Annotated in this window: 23 protein-coding genes; 10 read left to right on the top strand and 13 right to left on the bottom strand. The window is 59.7% G+C overall.

Translation table 11 applies throughout. From position 1 onward, the window contains the following. Positions 1-8 precede the first annotated feature (8 nt). On the top strand, positions 9-653 hold the full coding sequence (locus ACR0MS_RS15940) for a DUF1523 family protein (protein ID WP_480575317.1): 645 nt from the start codon (positions 9-11) through the stop codon (positions 651-653). Between the two features lie 40 nt (positions 654-693). On the opposite strand, the gene ACR0MS_RS15935 is transcribed toward ACR0MS_RS15940, so the two are convergent. The 6 genes from ACR0MS_RS15935 to ACR0MS_RS15910 all read right to left on the bottom strand — a co-directional run bounded on the left by ACR0MS_RS15935 (position 694) and on the right by ACR0MS_RS15910 (position 7,934). Next, positions 694-1,788, bottom strand: coding sequence for a flagellar basal body P-ring protein FlgI (locus ACR0MS_RS15935; RefSeq protein ID WP_480575314.1), 1,095 nt, complete (start codon positions 1,786-1,788; stop codon positions 694-696). Continuing rightward, positions 1,785-2,792, bottom strand: coding sequence for a flagellin (locus ACR0MS_RS15930; RefSeq protein ID WP_480575311.1), 1,008 nt, complete (start codon positions 2,790-2,792; stop codon positions 1,785-1,787). The genes ACR0MS_RS15935 and ACR0MS_RS15930 overlap by 4 nt, the downstream gene beginning before the upstream one ends. Before the next feature lie 2 nt (positions 2,793-2,794). Beyond that, complete coding sequence (gene flgK, locus ACR0MS_RS15925; RefSeq protein ID WP_480575308.1) at positions 2,795-4,246, bottom strand: flagellar hook-associated protein FlgK; 1,452 nt, start codon at positions 4,244-4,246, stop codon at positions 2,795-2,797. A 33-nt stretch (positions 4,247-4,279) separates the two neighbouring features. Next, entirely contained in the window at positions 4,280-5,575 is a 1,296-nt protein-coding gene (locus tag ACR0MS_RS15920) for a flagellar hook protein FlgE (protein WP_480575305.1), read from the bottom strand. A 98-nt stretch (positions 5,576-5,673) separates the two neighbouring features. Beyond that, a complete protein-coding gene (locus tag ACR0MS_RS15915; RefSeq protein ID WP_480575302.1) occupies positions 5,674-6,510 on the bottom strand; it encodes a flagellar motor protein MotB in 837 nt (278 codons plus the stop codon). Between the two features lie 86 nt (positions 6,511-6,596). Continuing rightward, positions 6,597-7,934, bottom strand: coding sequence for a FliI/YscN family ATPase (locus ACR0MS_RS15910; protein ID WP_480575299.1), 1,338 nt, complete (start codon positions 7,932-7,934; stop codon positions 6,597-6,599). A gap of 87 nt (positions 7,935-8,021) precedes the next feature. Between ACR0MS_RS15910 and ACR0MS_RS15905 the strand changes: the two genes are divergently transcribed. Genes ACR0MS_RS15905 through ACR0MS_RS15865 form a run of 9 tightly spaced genes read left to right on the top strand, consistent with a single transcriptional unit; the run spans position 8,022 to position 12,593 of the window. Further along, positions 8,022-8,408, top strand: coding sequence for a FlgB family protein (locus ACR0MS_RS15905; protein WP_480575296.1), 387 nt, complete (start codon positions 8,022-8,024; stop codon positions 8,406-8,408). A gap of 12 nt (positions 8,409-8,420) precedes the next feature. After that, entirely contained in the window at positions 8,421-8,807 is a 387-nt protein-coding gene (flgC, locus tag ACR0MS_RS15900; protein WP_480575293.1) for a flagellar basal body rod protein FlgC, read from the top strand. 11 nt (positions 8,808-8,818) lie between these two features. Continuing rightward, the gene (fliE, locus tag ACR0MS_RS15895; RefSeq protein WP_480575290.1) at positions 8,819-9,109 is read left to right on the top strand and encodes a flagellar hook-basal body complex protein FliE; all 291 of its coding nucleotides are present in this window, start codon (positions 8,819-8,821) and stop codon (positions 9,107-9,109) included. 4 nt (positions 9,110-9,113) lie between these two features. After that, positions 9,114-9,386, top strand: a complete 273-nt coding sequence (locus ACR0MS_RS15890) for a flagellar biosynthetic protein FliQ (protein WP_170353788.1) — start codon at positions 9,114-9,116, stop codon at positions 9,384-9,386. Next, positions 9,386-10,096 carry a flagellar hook-basal body complex protein gene (locus ACR0MS_RS15885; RefSeq protein ID WP_480575287.1) on the top strand — a complete coding sequence of 237 codons (711 nt, stop codon included), beginning with the start codon at positions 9,386-9,388 and terminating at the stop codon, positions 10,094-10,096. Before ACR0MS_RS15890 ends, ACR0MS_RS15885 begins: the two co-directional genes overlap by 1 nt. A 21-nt stretch (positions 10,097-10,117) precedes the next feature. Then, positions 10,118-10,903, top strand: a complete 786-nt coding sequence (flgG, locus tag ACR0MS_RS15880; protein ID WP_480575284.1) for a flagellar basal-body rod protein FlgG — start codon at positions 10,118-10,120, stop codon at positions 10,901-10,903. Beyond that, complete coding sequence (gene flgA / locus ACR0MS_RS15875; protein ID WP_480575281.1) at positions 10,903-11,316, top strand: flagellar basal body P-ring formation chaperone FlgA; 414 nt, start codon at positions 10,903-10,905, stop codon at positions 11,314-11,316. The genes flgG and flgA overlap by 1 nt, the downstream gene beginning before the upstream one ends. Further along, on the top strand, positions 11,313-12,044 hold the full coding sequence (flgH, locus tag ACR0MS_RS15870) for a flagellar basal body L-ring protein FlgH (protein WP_480575278.1): 732 nt from the start codon (positions 11,313-11,315) through the stop codon (positions 12,042-12,044). Before flgA ends, flgH begins: the two co-directional genes overlap by 4 nt. 9 nt (positions 12,045-12,053) lie before the next feature. After that, positions 12,054-12,593, top strand: a complete 540-nt coding sequence (locus tag ACR0MS_RS15865; protein ID WP_480575275.1) for a flagellar basal body-associated FliL family protein — start codon at positions 12,054-12,056, stop codon at positions 12,591-12,593. 34 nt (positions 12,594-12,627) lie between these two features. On the opposite strand, the gene ACR0MS_RS15860 is transcribed toward ACR0MS_RS15865, so the two are convergent. The 7 genes from ACR0MS_RS15860 to ACR0MS_RS15830 all read right to left on the bottom strand — a co-directional run bounded on the left by ACR0MS_RS15860 (position 12,628) and on the right by ACR0MS_RS15830 (position 19,394). Continuing rightward, entirely contained in the window at positions 12,628-12,999 is a 372-nt protein-coding gene (locus ACR0MS_RS15860) for a hypothetical protein (protein ID WP_480575272.1), read from the bottom strand. Further along, on the bottom strand, positions 12,999-14,084 hold the full coding sequence (locus ACR0MS_RS15855) for an EscU/YscU/HrcU family type III secretion system export apparatus switch protein (protein WP_480575269.1): 1,086 nt from the start codon (positions 14,082-14,084) through the stop codon (positions 12,999-13,001). The genes ACR0MS_RS15860 and ACR0MS_RS15855 overlap by 1 nt, the downstream gene beginning before the upstream one ends. Then, entirely contained in the window at positions 14,081-14,854 is a 774-nt protein-coding gene (locus ACR0MS_RS15850) for a flagellar biosynthetic protein FliR (protein WP_480575266.1), read from the bottom strand. The genes ACR0MS_RS15855 and ACR0MS_RS15850 overlap by 4 nt, the downstream gene beginning before the upstream one ends. Continuing rightward, a complete protein-coding gene (flhA, locus tag ACR0MS_RS15845; RefSeq protein WP_480575263.1) occupies positions 14,851-16,929 on the bottom strand; it encodes a flagellar biosynthesis protein FlhA in 2,079 nt (692 codons plus the stop codon). Before flhA ends, ACR0MS_RS15850 begins: the two co-directional genes overlap by 4 nt. 9 nt (positions 16,930-16,938) lie before the next feature. Continuing rightward, positions 16,939-17,625, bottom strand: a complete 687-nt coding sequence (locus ACR0MS_RS15840) for a lytic transglycosylase domain-containing protein (protein ID WP_480575260.1) — start codon at positions 17,623-17,625, stop codon at positions 16,939-16,941. A 73-nt stretch (positions 17,626-17,698) separates the two neighbouring features. Then, positions 17,699-18,127, bottom strand: coding sequence for an Lrp/AsnC family transcriptional regulator (locus ACR0MS_RS15835; protein WP_171125918.1), 429 nt, complete (start codon positions 18,125-18,127; stop codon positions 17,699-17,701). A gap of 34 nt (positions 18,128-18,161) precedes the next feature. Further along, positions 18,162-19,394, bottom strand: coding sequence for an MFS transporter (locus ACR0MS_RS15830; protein WP_480575256.1), 1,233 nt, complete (start codon positions 19,392-19,394; stop codon positions 18,162-18,164). Between the last annotated feature and the right edge of the window lie 172 nt (positions 19,395-19,566).

Raw genomic sequence — 19,566 nt, 5'->3', positions numbered from 1 at the left:
TTTCGCTTATGCGTTACATCAAATGGGCCATCATCATACTGTTCTGGGGAACGCTGGCCTCGGTTTTGAATTACACCCTGCCGCAGCACGATGTGGTCAGAATCTCGGACACATATGAAAAGCGGATCGACCCGGGTGAAAACAGCATCTTCTGGTCCGTTCAGGATGTCGGAAGCGATCCGACCACGCCAAACCGCGATGTCTTCTTTATCCAGACGCGCAAAACCAACGGCAAGGTCATGGTTTACCGCAACGAAGACACCGGGTGGGGCTGGCCGCCGTATTTCAAGCTGAACTCGTCCAACCTGCAGGCCGAAGCCGCAGATCTGAAATCAACCACCGAGAGCCCCCGGTGGGTTGTGGTGCGCCACTATGGATGGCGGAGCGAGTTCCTGTCGATCTTCCCGAACGCTGTCAAAATCTGGCAGGTCGAAGACCCTGAGGTTCGGATCATCCCGTGGTTCAACATCATCTTCCTGACTGTCTTCTTTGCGCTGCTCTGGGCCGTCTGGGTTCGCTGGTGCAGATTTCGCGAAGCCCGCGTCGACCCCGTGATCGAGAATGTCGAAGATGGGCTCTACGCTGCGGGTGACGCGCTCGAAGAGAAGACCAGTGGTTTCAAGAGATGGCTGAATAGCTGGAAATCGAAATAGGGATCTTTGGGCACCTTGACCTCGTCCGTGTCTGATTAACCTATCGAACGACGAATTCGGCATGCAGGGCACCTGCGGCCTTGATCGTTTTCAATATGTCGATCATGTCGCGCGGCGATACCCCAAGTGCGTTCAGCCCGGCCACGACCTCGGACAGGGTCGTGGCTTCGGGTATTTCGGCCAAGCCGGTGCCTTCTTCCTCTTCGATACCGGCGATGGTCCGGGGGACGACCACGGTTTCACCGCGTGCAAACGGGTTGGGTTGAATGGCGATTGGTGCTTCTTCGACGGTGAGGGTCAGGTTGCCTTGCGAGACCGCGACCCGGGAAATCCTTACTTCTTGCCCCATGACGATCGTGCCCGAACGCTGATCGACCACAACCCGGGCCTTGGCCTCGGGTTGCACCAGAATGTTCTCGATCCGACCCAGCGCATGTGCCGTGGTGATCGACTGCGTGGCGGCGATGTTCAGTTCGACTGTCCCGGAATCGCGCATGATAGCGACGGGGCGATTGAATTCCCTGTTGATTGCCGCTTCGATCCGCCCCGCCGTTGTGAAGTCAGGCTCCCGTAGGGCCAGCCGCATCTGCGTCAAGGACGAAAGTTCAAAGTCAATTTCACGCTCAACCCGCGCGCCCGACGGTATGACACCCGAAGTCGGCACACCCCGTACAACGGATGCGGCTTCGCCTTCTGCCACAGCGCCCCCGGCCAGAACCGTCCCTTGGGCAACGGCGTAAATCTGACCGTCAGCCGCGTTCAGAGGCGTCATAATCAGGGTCCCTCCCAACAGGCTTTTGGAATCGCCAATCGCTGAAACGGTGACGTCGATCTGGCCGCCGACCCGGGCAAAGGCGGGCAGGCTGGCGGTCACCAATACGGCCGCCACGTTCTTGGGGCGAAAATCCTCGCCCGTGACGTTCACGCCCAGGCGTTCAAGAATGTTCGACATGATCTCTTCGGTAAAGGGGGAATTTCTGAGCCCGTCACCGGTTCCGTTCAGGCCCACAACCAGCCCATACCCGACCAGATCGTTGCCGCGGACGCCGTCGAAATCCACCAGATCCTTGAGGCGGATCGCGCCCGCAAAAGACATGCCGGGCAGAAGGATCAGTAGAAAAGCAAGTATCTTCATCTCAGGAAATTCACCAGCGACAGGTTCGCGTTGCGAACGGTTACGGAATACAGGCTCTCCAGTTGAAACTGGACGGTCTGCAACTGCGCCGCTGTCTGATACGGGTCGGCCGCGATCAGTTCATTGCGGCTGAATTCCAACGAGGTACGTGCTGCGCTGTTGCGTGTTGACGCCTGCTCAACCCGCGCCTGCGTCGCACCGACTTGGGCGCGCAGATTGACCGTGTCATTCTGGGTATTGGCAAGATCGACCCCGAGTTGCGTGAACAGGGCCGTGCGTTGGGCGCGTGGCAGAGCCAGTGCGGTGTCGGATACAACCGCCGCGACCGCTATATCGCGCAAGGCCGCTTTGACGGTCGGATCAATCGCAGTGATCGGGATGGTGACGTTTTCGTTCTCGGAAATCTGCATGGGGGCCAGCGTGTTGGCGGACCCCTGATAAATGACCGCGTCGAACCCGGCAGGGTCGTTGAACCAGTCTTCAGCCGCTTGGCGTATATCCGTCACCGTCGTCAGCCCGGCCAGTTCCGTCTGTAACGCAGACATCAGCTCGTCTGCAGACAGCAGCGGAGAAACGTCTGTTGCTGTCCCGGAAAACAGGCTGCGCCCCCCCGCCCGGGTGTTCAGCGCGGAAATGATCGTATCCAACTCGTTCCTAGCTTGAACGGATGCGTTTTCGTGCGTCACCGCCTGATTGGAAGTGCCAAAAGACAAAAGCGCGCCAGTGATTTCACCCACGGATTCATCAATTGTTGTCAGGCTTTGTTGCATCGCGTCCGTGAACAGACCAGCCTCGGCAGTTGAGACCCGAAACGCGTCCAGCCTTGCCAGATTGCGATCCAAATCCAGAAGGTGCGAGTAGTCACCGTCGAGCCGCCCAGACACATCCTGAACCTTGCCGCTAGACATTTCGTAAGACAGGGTTTCGATCTGGCCTTTGATATCCGTCGCGCGGGATTTGAGTGTCAGCCCCCGGGCAAGATCACCGATAGACGTCAAGTTCATCGTCACAACCTCAATAGAGTGTCCATGAGTTCATCCACGACCGAGATCAGTCGCGCGTTCGCGGCATAGATCTGTTCGATCTGCATAAGGCGTTGCAGTTCCTGATCGGTGTCCACGCCCTGTTCCGCTTCGATCTTTGTCATCTCCAACAGGTTGCTATTGGCAAAAACAAGGCGCTGGCTGGCGGTATGCGCATCAGCACCCGCCTTGGACAGAAGCGCTTCGGTCAGGTCCGCCGCGCGCATATTGCCGCTGCCGAAAATCGCACCCGGAATTGGCCGAGCGTCGCTGAGGATGGCGCCAAAGGCCCGCAGTTGCGTGGCGTCTCCGGGATCGCCCGGGGTCGCGGCCCCCAAACCAGTGCGCAAACGCCAGCTTTGACCGCCAGCGTCGGGATCAACGAGTGCGTTCACGCTGATGTGCGAGGCAAGCCCAGCCGGGGCGGTAGGGTCAAAGCGGTTTCCGGCGTCCGTGAACAGGCCGGGGTCTGCGGCTGTTACTGTAGGGTCCAGCCCCGGAACCTCGAACCGTTCGATCAGGTCGCGTGCGACCATGTCGAGGTTGGTTTGGGCTTCGGCGGACAGCTCATCGCGGATTTGAAACTGTGCGGCCAATGCACCGCCGCGAATTTGCGCGCCGTCGCCAAGCGTTCGCACCGGATTGCCATTCATCGTCAGGCCAGACAGCAAACCATTCGCCACCGTCATATGAGGTTTCGTGTCGCCGGTGGTCGTAAATGAAAACTCGGCCGCTGTCCCTTCCAGCAGGATCAATCCGCCATCAGAGTAAATCGACACCTGATCATTTGCCCGGGGAACGACATTGCCCGGGATAAGCGTATTCACCTCGTCGATCAGGATTTGGCGCTGATCCAGCAAGGCGCCGATCTCTCCCCCCGCATATTTCACGGCGGGTATCTTGGCGTTCAGCTTTCCAATGTCCTGAAGGGTCTGATTCAGGGCGTCCACGTTTTTGCCGATTGTGCGATCTGCGTCTGACCGCAACTGCCGCAGCCCTTCGGACGCAGCGTTGAGGCTGCGCGCAAGATCATTCCCGGTCCGCACGACCTGATCCAGCCTTTCGGAGGAATCCGGCAAGCTGGCGGCTGTGATCAGGCTGCTGTCAAACTCTGCCAGCCTGACAGCAAGAGAGGCCGGGTCATCCGCGCCGCCGATCAAGCGTTCAAGCCAGGAGTGAAACTCCGATATCTCTGACTGGTGCGCCATGTCCGCGTCTGCGGTGCGGCGATTGGCTGTAAGGACAGGGTCGTGGTGGCGAACCACCCCGACCGATCGCACCCCGTGACCCGAGATCGTGTTGGTCGCCAATTCGAGCGACCGCCGGGCATATCCGGGCGTCAGTGCGTTCGCGATATTCTCTGACACCACAGACGCACCGCGGCTGGCAGCGGTCAGCCCCCCGATGGCGTTGTTCAAGGCCGTCGACATATTCATGATTCAGGTCCTTCCTTAGGGTTCACGCCCAAATCAGCGTTTGATGTTGGTGGTTTCCTGCAGCATCTCATCGACGGTCTGGATCACCTTTGCGCTGGACGAATAGGCACGCTGTGTCTGGATCATTGATGTCAGCTCGGTGGCTACGTCGGTTGTCGATTCTTCGCGTGCAAAGGACACCAGATCACCGGTCGGGCCTTCGCCTGCGTTCCACAGGAAGAATGTTCCGCTTTCACGTGAGGGCGCGTATGTCTGGCTGTCCAGAGCGGTCAGGCCGTTCGGGTTCGGCACATCCGCCAGCGGGATCTGGAACATGCGGCGGCTGACCCCGGTGTCATAGAAGGCATAGACATAGCCATTTTCATCAACCTGAACACTCGTCATTGTACCAACCGCAGACCCGTCACGGGTGATGGATACCGGCGCAAACGTGTCTGAAAGCTGGGTGATCCCGTCTGCATCCCCGATCTGGCCAATATTGATCTCCATCGGGCCGCCCGCCACGTTCACAACCAAACTGCCGGTCGCCGGGTCATAGGCGCCACCGGATACAGCGGCGACGCTTGCCAGTGTCCCACCTGCGGCTCGGCTATCCGTGAAGGTCAGGGTGTATTCGCCGATCACAGCGCCCCCCGACGCCGAGTCGCGCAGGATCATCGTCCAGTCATTGCTGGAGCCGGCGGCCGGAACGGTTGGCACCAGTTCGATATCGACGCTTTCCGATTTACCGAGATTGTCAAAATACTCGACTGACAGAGGCTGAGTGTCACCGGGCGCGCCCGCATCCGTTGCCGTTGCAGGCAGGTTCATGCGCAGGTTCATCTGTGTGGTCGGAGCGCCGGACAGCTGATTCACACTGAGCTGGATCGGCTCAAGGGCCGCTGGCGTATCGCGCGGCACAGCCGGAATCGTGCCATTCGCAGCGGCGCGCCACCCCAGCAAGACAAGACCGGACTCAGTTACCAGATACCCTTCGTCATTCGTGCGAAATGACCCCGTGGTCGTCAGTAGCATCTCGTTTGAACCGCCGGCGATTTGCGAGCTTGGTCGCACCGGCAGCATCCCGCGCCCGCGCACAGCTAAATCGGTCGAGTTATTGGTAGTGACAAGCGAGCCGCGCTGGTCGATCAGGCGCTGGCTTGTCGTCCGCACGCCACCCGCCGAGTAGCTTCCACCCTGGCCCGACGTGACCATCGAATGAAAATCGGTTTCAACCCGTTTGTATCCAAAGGTCGAAGAATTCGCGATGTTGTCGGATATGGTCGCCAGCCGGTTGGCGTTCGCTTTCAATGCGGCTACACCAGCGTTCAGCGATGAGGAAATGGTCATTGGCACGCCCTTCTGTTGCGTCAATCGTTGATGCAACAGCTAAAGCGCTGTGCCTTAACAGCGCGCTAACAGGTAAAATGCGTCCTATCCTTTTTTCTTCACGGTGTGCGCAGAAAGATGATTTCTATGCGGTTGTTGCGGGCGGCCATCGGGTTTTTGTGAACCAGTTCCCGGTCGGCATGCCCCGTAACGCGGTCCAACCGGGCCGCCGAAACGCCCTTGCCTTCCAGCAGTTTTCGCACCGTTTGCGCGCGGGTCGTGGATACATCCCAAACCGGGTTATGCGCCAAAACAACCGGCCACGCCCGGACATGCCCTTCGACCGCAATGGCGTTTGTGACCAGGTCCGAGGACCGCGCAACCTGTAGCATGAGCGCCCGCATGATGGCCGTGGGGGTATCGGTGCCCGGCTCGAACAACCGCTGGTCTTCGGTATCGAAAAGCTCGACCACCAGCCCTTCGTCGGTGACACGCGTCACGATGTGCTGCAGGGCCTTCCGGGACACCATGCTTTCCCCCGTCCGCCCCAAAAGGTGATCTTCAAGGGACGAGAATTCTTCGGCGGCTTCCTTGCCGCCTTCTGCGTCCAGCCCAATCGAACCTCGTGCCTGTCGCGCAACGGTCGGATTGCGGTGGCTGGCGCCTGACCCGTCCATTACCATCGTCTTTTCCGAGAACATGTTGTTGCCGCCGAATGCGCCGTCGCCTCCGCCGGAAACAGGGTTCACTGGCACGGTCGGAGAAAAATAATCCGCCAGCCCTTTTCGTTGCTTTTCCGTCGTTGCATTTAGCAGCCACATCAACATGAAGAACGCCATCATCGCCGTGACAAAGTCGGCATACGCGACTTTCCACGCGCCACCGTGGTGGCCATCGCCACCGGATACACGTTTCTTCTTGATGATGATTGGCGCCGCATTGGATTGCGCACCCATCTCCACCACCTTTTTTATCACCCGACTACAGGGGTAATGGGGCAGGTCTTAAGGTGGGCTTAACACTTAAAACTGTCTCGATTTTCCTATCGCGGCAGGTTGGACCCTGCGCGCCGGAGGATCAGTTGCAGGTAGTTAAAGCTGTTCTCGATCCCGTCTGACTCGGGTTTGGCAAAGAATGCGTCCAGTTCGTCATGAACGCGAACGGCCTGATCCAGCAAAGGGTCCGCGCCCTCTGAATAGAGCCCGGCCTTGATCATCACTTCGGATTGCTCATAGCTGCCGACCAGTTTGCGGGCCTCGGCGATCATGCGGTTTTCATCCTCAGACGCGGCACCGGGCAGACTGCGCGAGACCGAGCGGCTGAGGTCTATCGCTGGGAACCGCCCGCGCTCGGCAATCTCTCGGCTCAGGACAATGTGGCCGTCCAACACGCCGCGCAGGATGTCGGCCACCGGTTCGTCCATGTCCGACCCAGCGACCAGAACGCTGAACACGGCCGTGATATTGCCCTGATCGGCAGTGCCCGGCCCGGCGCGTTCGCACAGCCCGGCGACCAGCGGAGTGACCGACGGGGGGAAGCCGCGCAGCGACGGCGCCTCGCCCATTGCAACGGCAATCTCGCGGTGGGCCTCGGCAAAGCGGGTCACGGAATCGGCTAGAAACAACACGTTCAGCCCCTGATCACGCAGATACTCGGCCACGGACATCGCCGACCACGCGCAACGACGACGGGCCAACGCTGACTGATCCGAGGTCGCGGCCACCACGACCGAGCGTTTCATCCCGTCAGCGCCCAGCGCGTGTTCGACGAATTCATTCACCTCACGCCCGCGCTCACCGACCAGCGCAACGACCACCGCATCTGCCTGCATCGACTTGGCCAGCGTCGCCAGCAGCGTTGACTTGCCCACGCCCGAGCCCGCAAACAGCCCCACGCGCTGTCCCTGCACCACCGGCAGCATGGTGTTGAGCATGGCCAGCCCGGTCTCCATCCGCGCGCCCAGCGGTTTACGGGCCACGGCGGGGGGCGGGGCCTGCATGATGTCGCGCTCTTGCGTGCCGGGCAGCAGAGGTTTTCCGTCCAGCGGTTTGCCGAACGGATCGACCACGCGGCCCAGCCAGTGCATCGCGGGCGCAAAAGCGGGGGTCTGGTCCAGAATCACCCGGTCGCCCAGACAGACGCCATCGGGTGCGGCGGTAGGCATCATGTGGATCAGCTCCGATTCGACATGCAGCACCTCTCCGGCCAAATCAGGGCCACTGCGCCGCCGCAGGGTCAGGTGGTCGCCGATCCGCGCCTGCCCTTCAAGTCCTTGAATTTCAACAGCTCCACGCGCCACACCGGACACACGCCCCATATGGCGCAGCGCAGACAGACGGTCGAATGCACATTTCAGCAAGCTTGGGTCGAGATCAGACATCGTGGGTTCTCCAACGGGTTTCTGACAACGGTTTCTAAAGGAATCGGGGTTAAGCCTTGATTGAAATTGATCGAGGGAGAAGCCCCGATGTTCTATGACCTGAACGTCTTTAAGACAGCGTACGCAATGGCAACCCATGCCGGGCAAAGGCAGGCGGTGATTGCGCGCAACATGGCCAATGCGGATACGCCGGGCTACCAGCCCCGCGATCTTGAGGCATTCCAGACGGCTTTTGAAAAGACTGGCCAACAGGCCGAAATGACCGCGACGCGCGCGGGGCATTTGAACGTGGTGTCGGGTGCCAAACCCTGGGCAGAGTTCGAAGCCGCGCCCTCGGGCGATCCTAATGGCAACGGGGTCTCGGTCGAGGAAGAGATGCTGAAAGCGGTTGAGGTCAAGCGCCAGCATGACCGCGCGTTGGCGATCTACAAATCGTCGATCGGCATCCTGCGTACCTCTCTGGGTCGCGGGTAAGGAGGGTATGGCATGAGCGATTTTTCCCATTCCCTCACCGCCTCGGCCAGTGCCCTGCGTGCGCAGGCGGCACGGCTGCGGCATGTGTCCGAAAATATCTCGAACGCCGACACGCCCGGCTATCGCCGCAAGACCGTGCCTTTTGAATCTGTCAAAAAGGGCGGCAAGGAAATGGTGCTGGCTGGTCGGGTCAAACTGGATCGGCGCGAGCTGTCGAGGATCTACGATCCCAGCCACCCTCTGGCCGATGACACCGGTCATTTTCGCGGCTCGAATGTCGATCTGATGATCGAGATCGCCGACGCGCGCGAAGCGCAGCGCAGTTACGAAGCCAATCTCAAGATGTTCGACCAGACACGTCAGATGTCGTCGAGCTTGATGGACCTCCTCAGAAAATAAAGGACACCAGAATGGATATCCGAGCTCTCAATGCCGCCCAGAACTATGCTGGCGCACGCCCCGCAACGCAGGCTGATCCCGATCACAATGGAATGGCGCAGGGGTTGCGCAGTTCGTTTCAGGATTTCGCGGCGACGCTGAAGCAGTCCGAGGCCGTATCGCAGACCGCGATGACCGGTCAGGCTGATCCGCACGCGCTGGTGCAGGCGCTGGCGCAGACCGAACTGGCGGTGGAAACCGCCGTGGTGGTGCGCAACAAAGTGGTCGAAGCCTATCAGGAAATCCTGCGGATGCCGGTCTGACGCGATGCTGAGCGAAGGTCTGTTCTATGACATCGTGCGTCAGGCGCTTTGGGTCGCGGTGATCACCTCGGTCCCGATCCTGGCGGTGGCGCTGGTTTCGGGCTTGATCGTGGGCCTGTTCCAAGCGCTGACCTCGGTGCAGGAAATGACGCTGACCTTCGTGCCCAAACTGATCGCCATCGTCATCGTGTTCTGGATTTCCATGGGCTTCATGACCCAGACGTTGGTGACGTTCTTCACCACAACCCTTGTCCCGCTGATCGCCGGAGGTCGCTGATGGATACCGCCTATACCACCTTGTCCCGCCAGTCGGGGCTGATGAACGAAATGCGGCTGGTGGCGAATAATATCGCCAATGCCAACACCACGGGATACCGGGCGCAAGGCTTGGTGTTTTCGGAATTCGTGCGGGATATGCCCGGTAATCCGTCCTTGTCCATGGCGCGGGCCGAGGTGCGCAATACTTCGCTGCAACAGGGCGTCCTGACTGAAACCGGAGGGGATTTCGATTTCGCCATCGAAGGCGACGGGTTCTTTATGATCGAAACCCCCGGCGGCAATCGCCTGACACGGGCGGGGGCGTTTTCCCCCAGCGCCGAAGGCGATTTGGTCACGATGGATGGCCACCGCGTGCTGGACAGCAACGGCGCACCGGTTTTTGTGCCTCCCGATGCGGCCTCGATTGATGTGGGCAGCGACGGGACGCTCAGCATCGAAGGGCAATTGCTGGGACAACTTGGTGTCTACCGGGTCGAAGACCCAAAGACCCTGACCCGCGAAAGCAGCACCCATTTCCGTGCCGAAGGTGAGATTACCCCGGTAGAGACGCCGGTTATCGTCCATCGTTTCCTTGAGGGGTCGAATGTGAACGCGATCGAGCAGGTCTCGCGGCTGGTGGAAATCCAGCGCGCCTATGAGCTGGGCCAGAGCTTTCTTGAAACCGAAGACGAACGGGTGCGTGGCGCGCTCAAGGCGCTGATGCGCTGACTTTAGAACGGAGGATTTGATATGCGGGCACTTAAAATCGCCGCGACGGGTATGACCGCGCAGCAGATGCGGGTTGAGACGATCTCGAACAACCTCGCGAATATGAACACCACCGGCTATAACGCGCGGCGGGCTGAATTCGCCGATCTGCATTATCAGCAGATGGCACGGGCCGGGTCTGTGAATGCCAATGACGGTACGGTGCTGCCGACGGGTATTCAGCTTGGCCTTGGGGTGCGCCCTGCTGCGGTGACGGTGCAACTGGCACAAGGTGCGCTATCGGCCACCGGCAGCGATCTGGATGTGGCGATCGAAGGGCGCGGCTATCTTGAGGTGACACTACCCAACGGCCAATCCGCCTTTACCCGCGACGGTAGCATGAAGCGATCAGCCGAGGGTCTGATTGTCACCTCGGACGGGTTCGCTGTCGCGCCCGAGATCACCATTCCCGACGATGCCCGTTCCATTTCGATCAACGCCTCGGGCCAGGTTTACGCCTATTTCGACGACGCGCCCGAAGGCCAGTTGCTGGGTGAATTCACGCTGGCCAGTTTCTCGAACGCCAAGGGGTTGGAATCCATCGGCAGCAACCTGTTCAAAGAGACCGAAGCCTCGGGCGCGCCAGTGGTCGGCACGCCGGGTGAGGACGGGCTGGGCACGTTGCGGCAGGGCTATCTTGAGGACAGCTCGGTCGATGCGGTGCGCGAAGTGACGGAACTGATCGAGGCGCAGCGCGGATATGAGATGAACGCCAAGGTCATTTCCGCCGTCGACCAGATGATGGGCGCAACCACGCAGGTGCGGTAATGCGTTTCCTGATCCTCGCGCTTTTGTTTTCAATGCCGGTTCAGGCCGACATCGTGGTGGCGACACGCACAATTCGCGCCAAGGAAATCATCGCGGCCACCGATCTGGAACTCAAGGCGCAGGACGTGGCCGGAGCCGTCGCAAGCAAGGAAGGGCTGGTCGGGCAAGAGGCGCGGGTCGCCCTTTACCCTGGGCGACCCATTCGTGAGGGTGATTTTGGGCCCCCAGCGCTTGTGAACCGCAACGACCTGGTGGTGCTGGTCTTTGATCGTCGCCCGCTTTCAATCACGGCCGAAGGCCGCGCCTTGGGTCGCGGTGCGGTTGGGGACCGAATCCGGGTGATGAACCTCTCTTCGCGCACCACCGTAACAGGTCTCATCCGGGCGGATGGGCAAATCGAGGTTAAAAGATGACGCAGCTTTCAAAGTGTTTCTTTCTGGGCATTCTTGCCCTGTCTGCGTGTGGCCGTGTGGATCATTTGGGCAAACCACCCAGCTTCACGCCGAACGAAGATTCGCCTGAACAAGTGGCCATGCTGTGGCCGGGCTTGCCGCTGCATACGCAACCGCAGCGCGCGGTAGATCAGTCTTCGCTGTGGAGCGGGGGGCAGCAGTCGCTTTTGGGGGATCAGCGCGCAATCAAGAAGGGTGACATTCTGACGGTTGTCATCGAACTGGACGAAAAAGCAGAGATTTCCAACGATACAAACCGATCGCGCAGCGGATCCGAGAGCCTTGAAGTGCCCGGCTTGTTTGGTCTGCCGCAACGGGCTGCGGAACACTTGCCCGACGGCGCTTCGCTGGACGAAGCTGTGTCGATTGACTCGGCCTCGGTCAGCAAAGGCAAGGGGTCGGTCAAGCGAAAGGAAAAGTTGACGCTGCGCGTTGCTGCCACCGTTGTGGACGTTTTACCAAATGGGGTACTGTCGATTTCGGGCTCGCAGGAATTGCGGGTGAATTTTGAGCTGAGAGAGCTTCTGGTCGCAGGGTATGTGCGCCCTCAGGACATCTCGCGTCAGAATGAAATCACCTATGACAAAATCGCGTCGGCCCGCGTGTCTTACGGAGGGCGTGGCCAGATCACGGATGTGCAGCAGCCCCGCTATGGGCAGCAGGTCCTGGATACACTTTTACCGTTTTGAGGTTTCATTGTGCTGAACAAGCTGATCCCCGTCATATTTTTGCTGGCCGGACTGGGTGCCGGAGTTGGGGCGGGCATTGCCCTGACACCCAAGGGTGGTTCTAAAGGCGCTTTTGAAACAATGGCGCCGGACGCCAAAGACAAAGTTTCAGAAGCCAAGCCTGCGCTTTCAAAACCGAAAGATGCCAAGTCGGAAATGAAGACCGGCAAAAAGGATCAACCCGGCGACCTGGAATATCTGAAACTGTCAAAGCAATTTGTGATCCCCGTGGTGGATGCAGATCGGATTGCCGCGATGGTCACGATGTCACTGAGCCTGGAGGCAACATCGGGCAAAAGCGATGCCTTCTATGCCGTCGAACCCAAGTTGAGAGACAGGTTTTTGCAGGTCCTTTTCGACCACGCCAATACCGGCGGGTTTGATGGAAACTTTACCAATTCCGGCAACCTGAAAATATTACGTCAGTCTCTGCTGGACGCGGCGCGCAAGGAAATGGGACCAGACGTTTCAGATATTTTGATTACAAGCGTCAACCGTCAGGATACCTGACGGAACAAGCTGGGTCCGTACCTGACCTCGTTCTTCAGATTTGCTCCTTAAAAGCCGCGCGCCGAAAATCCACTTCCAGGCGGTCCGACACGTCAACGATGGCTTGCTTGCGCCCAAACGCCGCGCGCAGCGCCTCCAGCTTTTGGGATCTGATCCGCGCAAGCTCGATATTCAGGTCGCGGCGCGTGCTGGCTTCCCAGCTATTCCACAAGACATCGGCCCCGGTCACCTGATACCCGTCGGAATCGGCTGCATTCTTTCGCGTTTGCCGCATCTGATCATCCAGTCGCGCCAATTGCCGGTGCACATGCGCTTCTGCCTCAAGTACCGGGCGCAGAATCTGATGCTCTCTTTGGAACACGGCATCGGTGATTTTTTTCAGGTCTGAGAGATCGCTGCGTTTCATCAGATTTGACCCTTGGCTCGTTTTCTCATGGTTTCGGCGAACCGGATAGCGGCGGCGACGGGGCGATAGAGGTCTTCCGAAATCTCCTGCCCGATTTCCACGGTGGCATGTATCGCGCGAGCGGTTGGCGGGTCCGAATGAATGGGAACGCCTGCCGCCCCAGCCGCAGATCGGATCGCAGCCGCGACCGCGTCAACGCCCTTTGCCACGCAGACCGGCGCGGCCCCCGGGGTGCGAGACCATTTCAGCGCGACCGCAAAATGCGTCGGATTGACGATCACTACGTCTGCTTTGGGAACCTCGGCCATCATCTGGTTGGTCGCGATGTCCTGCGCCCGCTGGCGGCGCTGCTGTTTCATGTGCGGATCCCCCTCGGCATCCTTGGTTTCGTCCTGAATCTCTTTGCGGGACATGCGGTTCTTGCGCATGTGCTCTGCGTATTGCCACAGGTAATCCACGGCACCGATTGCCAGGGCCACCGCAATGACGATGAACAGAAACCGAAACAGCAGGTTCATCATCAGCATGACCGAAGACCGCGCGGGCGCTGCACTGGTGGACAGGATCTCGCTGAGATTCGCGCGCAGAAACAGGGCTAGGCAAGTGCCATAAATCACCAGCTTCACAAAGCTTTTGGCAAATTCGAACAGTCCACCCCGCCCGAATTTATTCTTGGCGTTCGAGATCAGGGAAATACGCGACAGTTTTGGTTTGAGCTTGCTGGGCGCAAAGATCAATGCGCGTTGGGCAACCAAACTCAGCAACACGGCAGCCGCGGGCAGAGCAAACAGGATTAAGACCGACAGCAGGGCAGTTTTCAGCATCCCGCCCACCGGGTTGGCCGCCGGGCCCTCGGTCATCAATGGTGCCAGTGTATCGGCCTGGTTGATCAGAACGACAAACAGGGTGCCCAAATGTTGCAGGCCAAATTGACCGGCCGCAAACAGCGCAACGAGAAACCCGATATAAGCAGCCACGACGGACAGGTCGTTGGACTTTGCAACCTCACCCTTTTCGCGCGCTTTTTGCAGCTTCTGCGGTGTTGGCTCGAAGGACTTGTCACTGTCGTCTTCTGCCCCACTCATGGTCGGCCTTCGAGCGGGTTTTGCATGAAGGCGAACAGGGCGTCGGACCAGATCGACAGGATCAACGGCGTGCCTGCGAACAGAAGGAACAGACCCGCGAAGGTGATGGCCGGCGCGCCAACAAAGGCCACCATGAGCTGCGGCATTGCCCGATTGATAACGCCCAGCGCAAGATTATAGATCAATGAGGCGATGACAAATGGCATGGCCAGGGCAAACGCCATGCCAAAACTGCGCGCAATCTGCTGCACCCCCCAATAAGACAGATCCTGCGGCAACAAAGCCGTGCCCAATGGAAACAATGCGTAGCTGTGAATCAGAAACTGAGCGACGCGGATATGCAAACCAAGGACCACCGCCAGTGCCAGCCCCGCCAGCGTCAGCATATACCCCATTGCCGGGACTGGGTCCGCAGCCGCCCCCCCTAGGATTTGGGACAGGGACGTCGCTTGCGCAGCGATCGACCAGGCCGTTTGCAGGGCCAGAACAAACAGACGCAGGCTTAGCCCCAAAACAACGCCGATCAAGATCTCGATCAGGATGAAGCGTGCGGCCGGGAACAGGCCCGGCTCGCCTATATGGGTCTGCACTGCTGGGGTGATGATTAACGTGAAAGCCGCCGAAATTCCCAGTTTGACGCGGGTTGGGATGCTGCGCTCGCCAAAGGCGGGCAGCAACAAGACCATGGCGGACACGCGCAGGAACACGGCAAACAGATGCCACAGACCGGCGCCCAAATGCGGCAACAGCTCGGGCGGCAGCGCAATCACGCGGGCACCGTGCCAACCAGCGCAGGGCGCGCTTCAAGGCCGATTTCCTCGAAGGACAGGACGGGGTTGGAAACACCGCGCGCGTGCATGATCGTGCGCAGCAATCGCCTCCGCCGGGTTGAGGTCACAACCGCCGGAAACAGCCCGCGATCGGCCGATTGTGACACCGAGTCGACCACCCCATCGGCCAGTTTGTTGAACAGGTTCGGCGGCAGCGCCACGTCCAGCCCGGCGCTGGGCGCGTCGATCTGGTAGGTGGTGAACGTATCTTCCCATTCCGGGGCCAGTTGGATCAGTGGGATCGAGCCATCCTCGCGCTTCATCTCGGCCACCAGTTGGAATCCCAGCCGCTGACGGACCAACTCGCAGATACCTTCGGGCTGGGTGGTGGTCAGCCGCGCCTCGGCCACGCTTTCTAGGATCAGCGCCATGTTGCGGATCGAGACACGCTCGTCCAGCAGCAGCCTCAATACCGCGTGCAAAGTGTCGATCGGCACTTTGTCGGGGATCAGCTCATCCAGCAGTTTGCGGTTGGCCTCGGCCCGGACCGGATCACTGAGACGGGTCATCTCAGACAATAGGCGGCGCAAGGATTTCAGCGTCAGCAGGCGCGAGAAATTCTGTTTGATGATCTCAAGCAGATGCGTGGCCAGAATTTCGGGCGGTGAGACGATGGTGGCCCCGCTCATGGCGGCGGCCTCTTGATCTTTGGGCAGAATCCAGCGGGCGGGGGCACCATAGACGGGCTCGGTTACGTCGGTGCCGTCTGGCAGCAGGTCGTGGCCGTCCTGCACCAAGGCCAGCACCAGATCGGGGTTCAACTCTCCGCGCGCCTGTTCGACGCCGTGGACTTTGACCACATAGGTGCCCAGGGGCAGATCGGCGCGGTCGGTCAGGCGAATATCCGGCAGGATCAACCCAAAGGTCGAGGCCACATAGGTGCGCATATTGGCGATCCGCGCATCCAGCCCGGTGCCGGGGTTCAGAACCATGCTGACAAGGTCCGGTGAGAACTCCAGGTGCACATCGTCAAGGTCCAGAATGTCGCCTATGGCTTGGGAAACGGGCGTTTCATCTGAGGATTCGGGCGCATGGGTCGTAGCCTCGTCCGCCTTTTGCTTGCGAAAGACAGAATAGGCCGCATAACCCAACACGCAGGCCCCGAGGATGAAGGGCAGGCCGGGCACCAGGGCGAATAGCACCATCAACATCGCCACTGTCCCAAGCGCTGCCGGGTGCTTGCCCAGTTGCGAGAAGATCGCGTTGTCCGTTGCCCCCTGCGTTCCGCCACGCGCCAGCAACAGCGCGGATGCGATCGAGATGATCACCGCCGGGATTTGTGACACCAGCCCGTCACCCACGGTCAGGATGGCATAGGTCTCAAAAGCCGAGGATATCGGCATCCCATGCACGATCACCCCCATGATCAGACCCATCACAAGGTTCAACAGGGTGATTAGCAGCCCGGCTATTGCATCGCCCTTGACGAATTTCGATGCGCCATCGAGCGAGCCGAAAAACGTCGTCTCCTGCTGTTCCCGCTCGCGCCGTTCCTTGGCCTGACCGTGATCAATCGCCCCTGTGGACATGTCGCTGTCGATGGCCAATTGCTTGCCGGGCATGCCATCCAACGCGAACCGCGCGCCGACTTCGGCCATTCTTGCCGCGCCTTTGGTGATCACCATGAAATTCACGATCAGCAGAACGCCAAAAACAACCAGCCCCAGAAAGATGCTGCCGCCCATGACGAAACTGGCAAAGCCTTCGATGACGTCCCCGGCGGCGTTAGGTCCGGTATGGCCCTGCCCGATGATCAGCTTGGTCGAGGACACGTTCAGCGACAGCCGCAACATCAGTGAGGCCAGCAGGATCGTCGGAAAGGACGAGAAATCCAGCGGCCGCTCGATGAACAGCGTCAGGGTAAAGATCAGGATGGCGAGCGCAAAGGACGTCGCCAGCCCCACGTCCAGCACCCATGCGGGCATCGGCAGGATCATCATCACGATGACCGCCATCAAAGCCAGCGCCAGCAGAACGGTCGGGGAAAACAGGGAGCGGACGTCGATTTTGGGCACAGTGCGCTCCTAATTGAACGAGATAAAGGCGGCGGGCGCGCCGTTTGTGGGAACTAGAGACCCAAGCGCGCTTGGTGCGGGGTTGCCAACAGGCATCGGGATCAGCGGGGCCGCAGCCCCCAAGAGAGGATCGTTTGCTGCCAGAACGGTTTCCGGGTCGCCTTTCAGTTCGGCGCGCATTTTCGTGAATCGACCAGAATAGGCCGCCGCCAGATCAGGTGTGCGGGAATGATACGCCCCGGCTGCTGCAGTCCAAGACCCCAATTCAGCGTATAAATCCTTTAAAAAGCGGGCGGCGTAGTCCGCGTTTTCCTGGGGATCGAACATGGCGTCGATGGATCGGAACGCCTTGCCGTGCCAGCGATAGTTGATTTGGAAACATCCGATATCAAAGCTGCGTTTGCCTGCTTTGAAGATGTTAAAAACGTATGACTTCGCCTCAACCTCTGACTTGAACCAGAATCCTCGTCCTTCGACATTGATAGTCCACGGCCACGGGGCGAGTTGACCCTCCAGCGCACGCCCGGTTTCGACCCGAGTGATCGCGCGCAGGACATCAAGGGGGACGTCGTGTGACAGCGCGGCACGCTGGGCCGCACGATCGCAGAGCGCCGCCGTTCGGGGCGAAGCCGCGGCCATCGTCGTTTGTGTGACAAACAGCACGATAGCCAGTCCAAGGATCGTTCGATTGGGCATTCTGCCGGTCCGGGATTCTGATCAGTCCGGGCCAAGCTAGCTGTGCGAGGGTTTACAGACAGTTATCGGCTGTTCAGATTCGGTCGATCCTGCGCCCGAATACAACACTGGTATTGGTTCGAAGGACGCCCGGGATCTTGGCAAGGTCATCAACCAGGATATCCAGATCCTCGATCCGGGGGGCCTCGGCCGACAGCAGCAGGTCGAACTCGCCATTGATGGACAGGCACAGTTTGACCTCGGGGTAGGCTTCCAGCCGCTTGATGATGCGCGTGGTTTCCTTCTGCTGCACCTCCAGCAAGACGACAACCTGAACGCGCGGGGCATCTTCGGGGGTGTTTAGCACCACGGAGTACCCAGCAATCACGCCGCGTTCTTCCATACGATTGATGCGTTCGTGCACCGTGGTTCTTGCCACGCCAAGCTTCGCTGCGATCCGTGTGGTTGAATCGCGGGCGTTGTGTTGAAGGGCGGCGATGATGCGGCGGTCCAGTTGATCCATGGCTCAAAGGTGTAGTGCAGAGTTGCGCTGTTGCTCAAGGCTTGTGAAGATGTTCGTTGGGAACGGCTTTCTTGTCTGCGCGGGGCCATAACAGAACCGCCAGACCTAGCCCCAGAACCCCGGCAAACGCCATCCAACCCAAGGCATGCGTCACCCCTTTGACAGTCATCAGCCAGCCTGCCAACGGATAAAGCACCAGCCAGCACGCATGGGACAGGGTGAACTGCGCGGCAAACACGGCCGGGCGGTCCTCGGGCGCGGCAGACCGGGTCAGCAACCGGCCCGATGGCGTAAGGGTTGCCGAATATCCAAAGCCGACGCAGGCCCAGATCAGAATCAGCGTCGGCAGCGTGATTTGGCCTCCAACGGACAACACGGCCCCCATCGCCATGGACAAGATTCCAATGACGGCCCCCGTCAGCATGACCCTGCGGTCCCGGTACCTGTTCAGCAGTGACGGCAGAACAAACGCGGCCAGCATTGAACCACCTCCGAAACCGGCCAGCGCAATCGCCACGGCGCTTTCCGACAAACCCAAATCCGCCCGGACGATCACGACCGTGTTCACGATGACCATCGCGCTTAGTGCGGCTGCGGCCCAGCTCAGCGCCAGTAACCCGCGCAGGCGGGGCGTTGCCAGATAAATGCGGATACCGCGCGTTGTGCGGTCATAAACGCCACGGGGTCGTGTCGGTTTCGGTGAAGGCAGAACAACCGAGAGAACCAGCAATGCCGACGCGATAAACCCTAGACCTGTTCCCCAGAACAGACTGTCGAAACTTACGATTGCCAGCAATAGCGCGGCCAGCATCGGACTGACCACGCTTTCAAGATCATAAGCCAAACGCGAAAGCGACAGGGCTTTGGTATAGTCCTGCTCATCCGTAAGAACGTCAGGGATCGTCGCCTGAAAGGTCGGCGTGAACCCGGCAGAGGCAGATTGAAGGACGAAGATCAGCAAGTAGACCTGCCAGATTTCAGTGACAAATGGCAGGCACATCGCAACGGCTGCGCGCACCACGTCCAGAGCGACCAGCATCCGCCGCCGGTCCAGCTTTTCGGCGAAAGCGGCGGCAATCGGCGCGACCACCACATAAGCGACCATTTTGATGGTGAGGGCCGTGCCAAGCACCAGACCGGCGGCCTCACCTGCAAGCTCGAACGCCAAAAGACCCAAAGCAACGGTTGCCAGGCCGGTCCCGGTCAGCGCCACGATCTGAGCGGCCAGTAAATGGCGATAAACCCGGTTTCGCAGGATGCTGAGCATCTGCAATGCCTTTCTTTTGCGCGCACTTGCTCTGACGCTGATGATGCCCGGTAAAGAACGCCATTTTCCAGCCCAAGGTGCAAGGGGCAAGAAACATGCGCATATTGGTCGCATTCGATGGATGGCGTTGAGTTTACGGGCTAAACCTCCTATCTCGGGGGCGATACCGCAC

It is taken from the genome of Ruegeria sp. CJ2, assembly GCF_056536745.1.
This window is presented reverse-complemented; position numbering and strand designations above follow the sequence as displayed.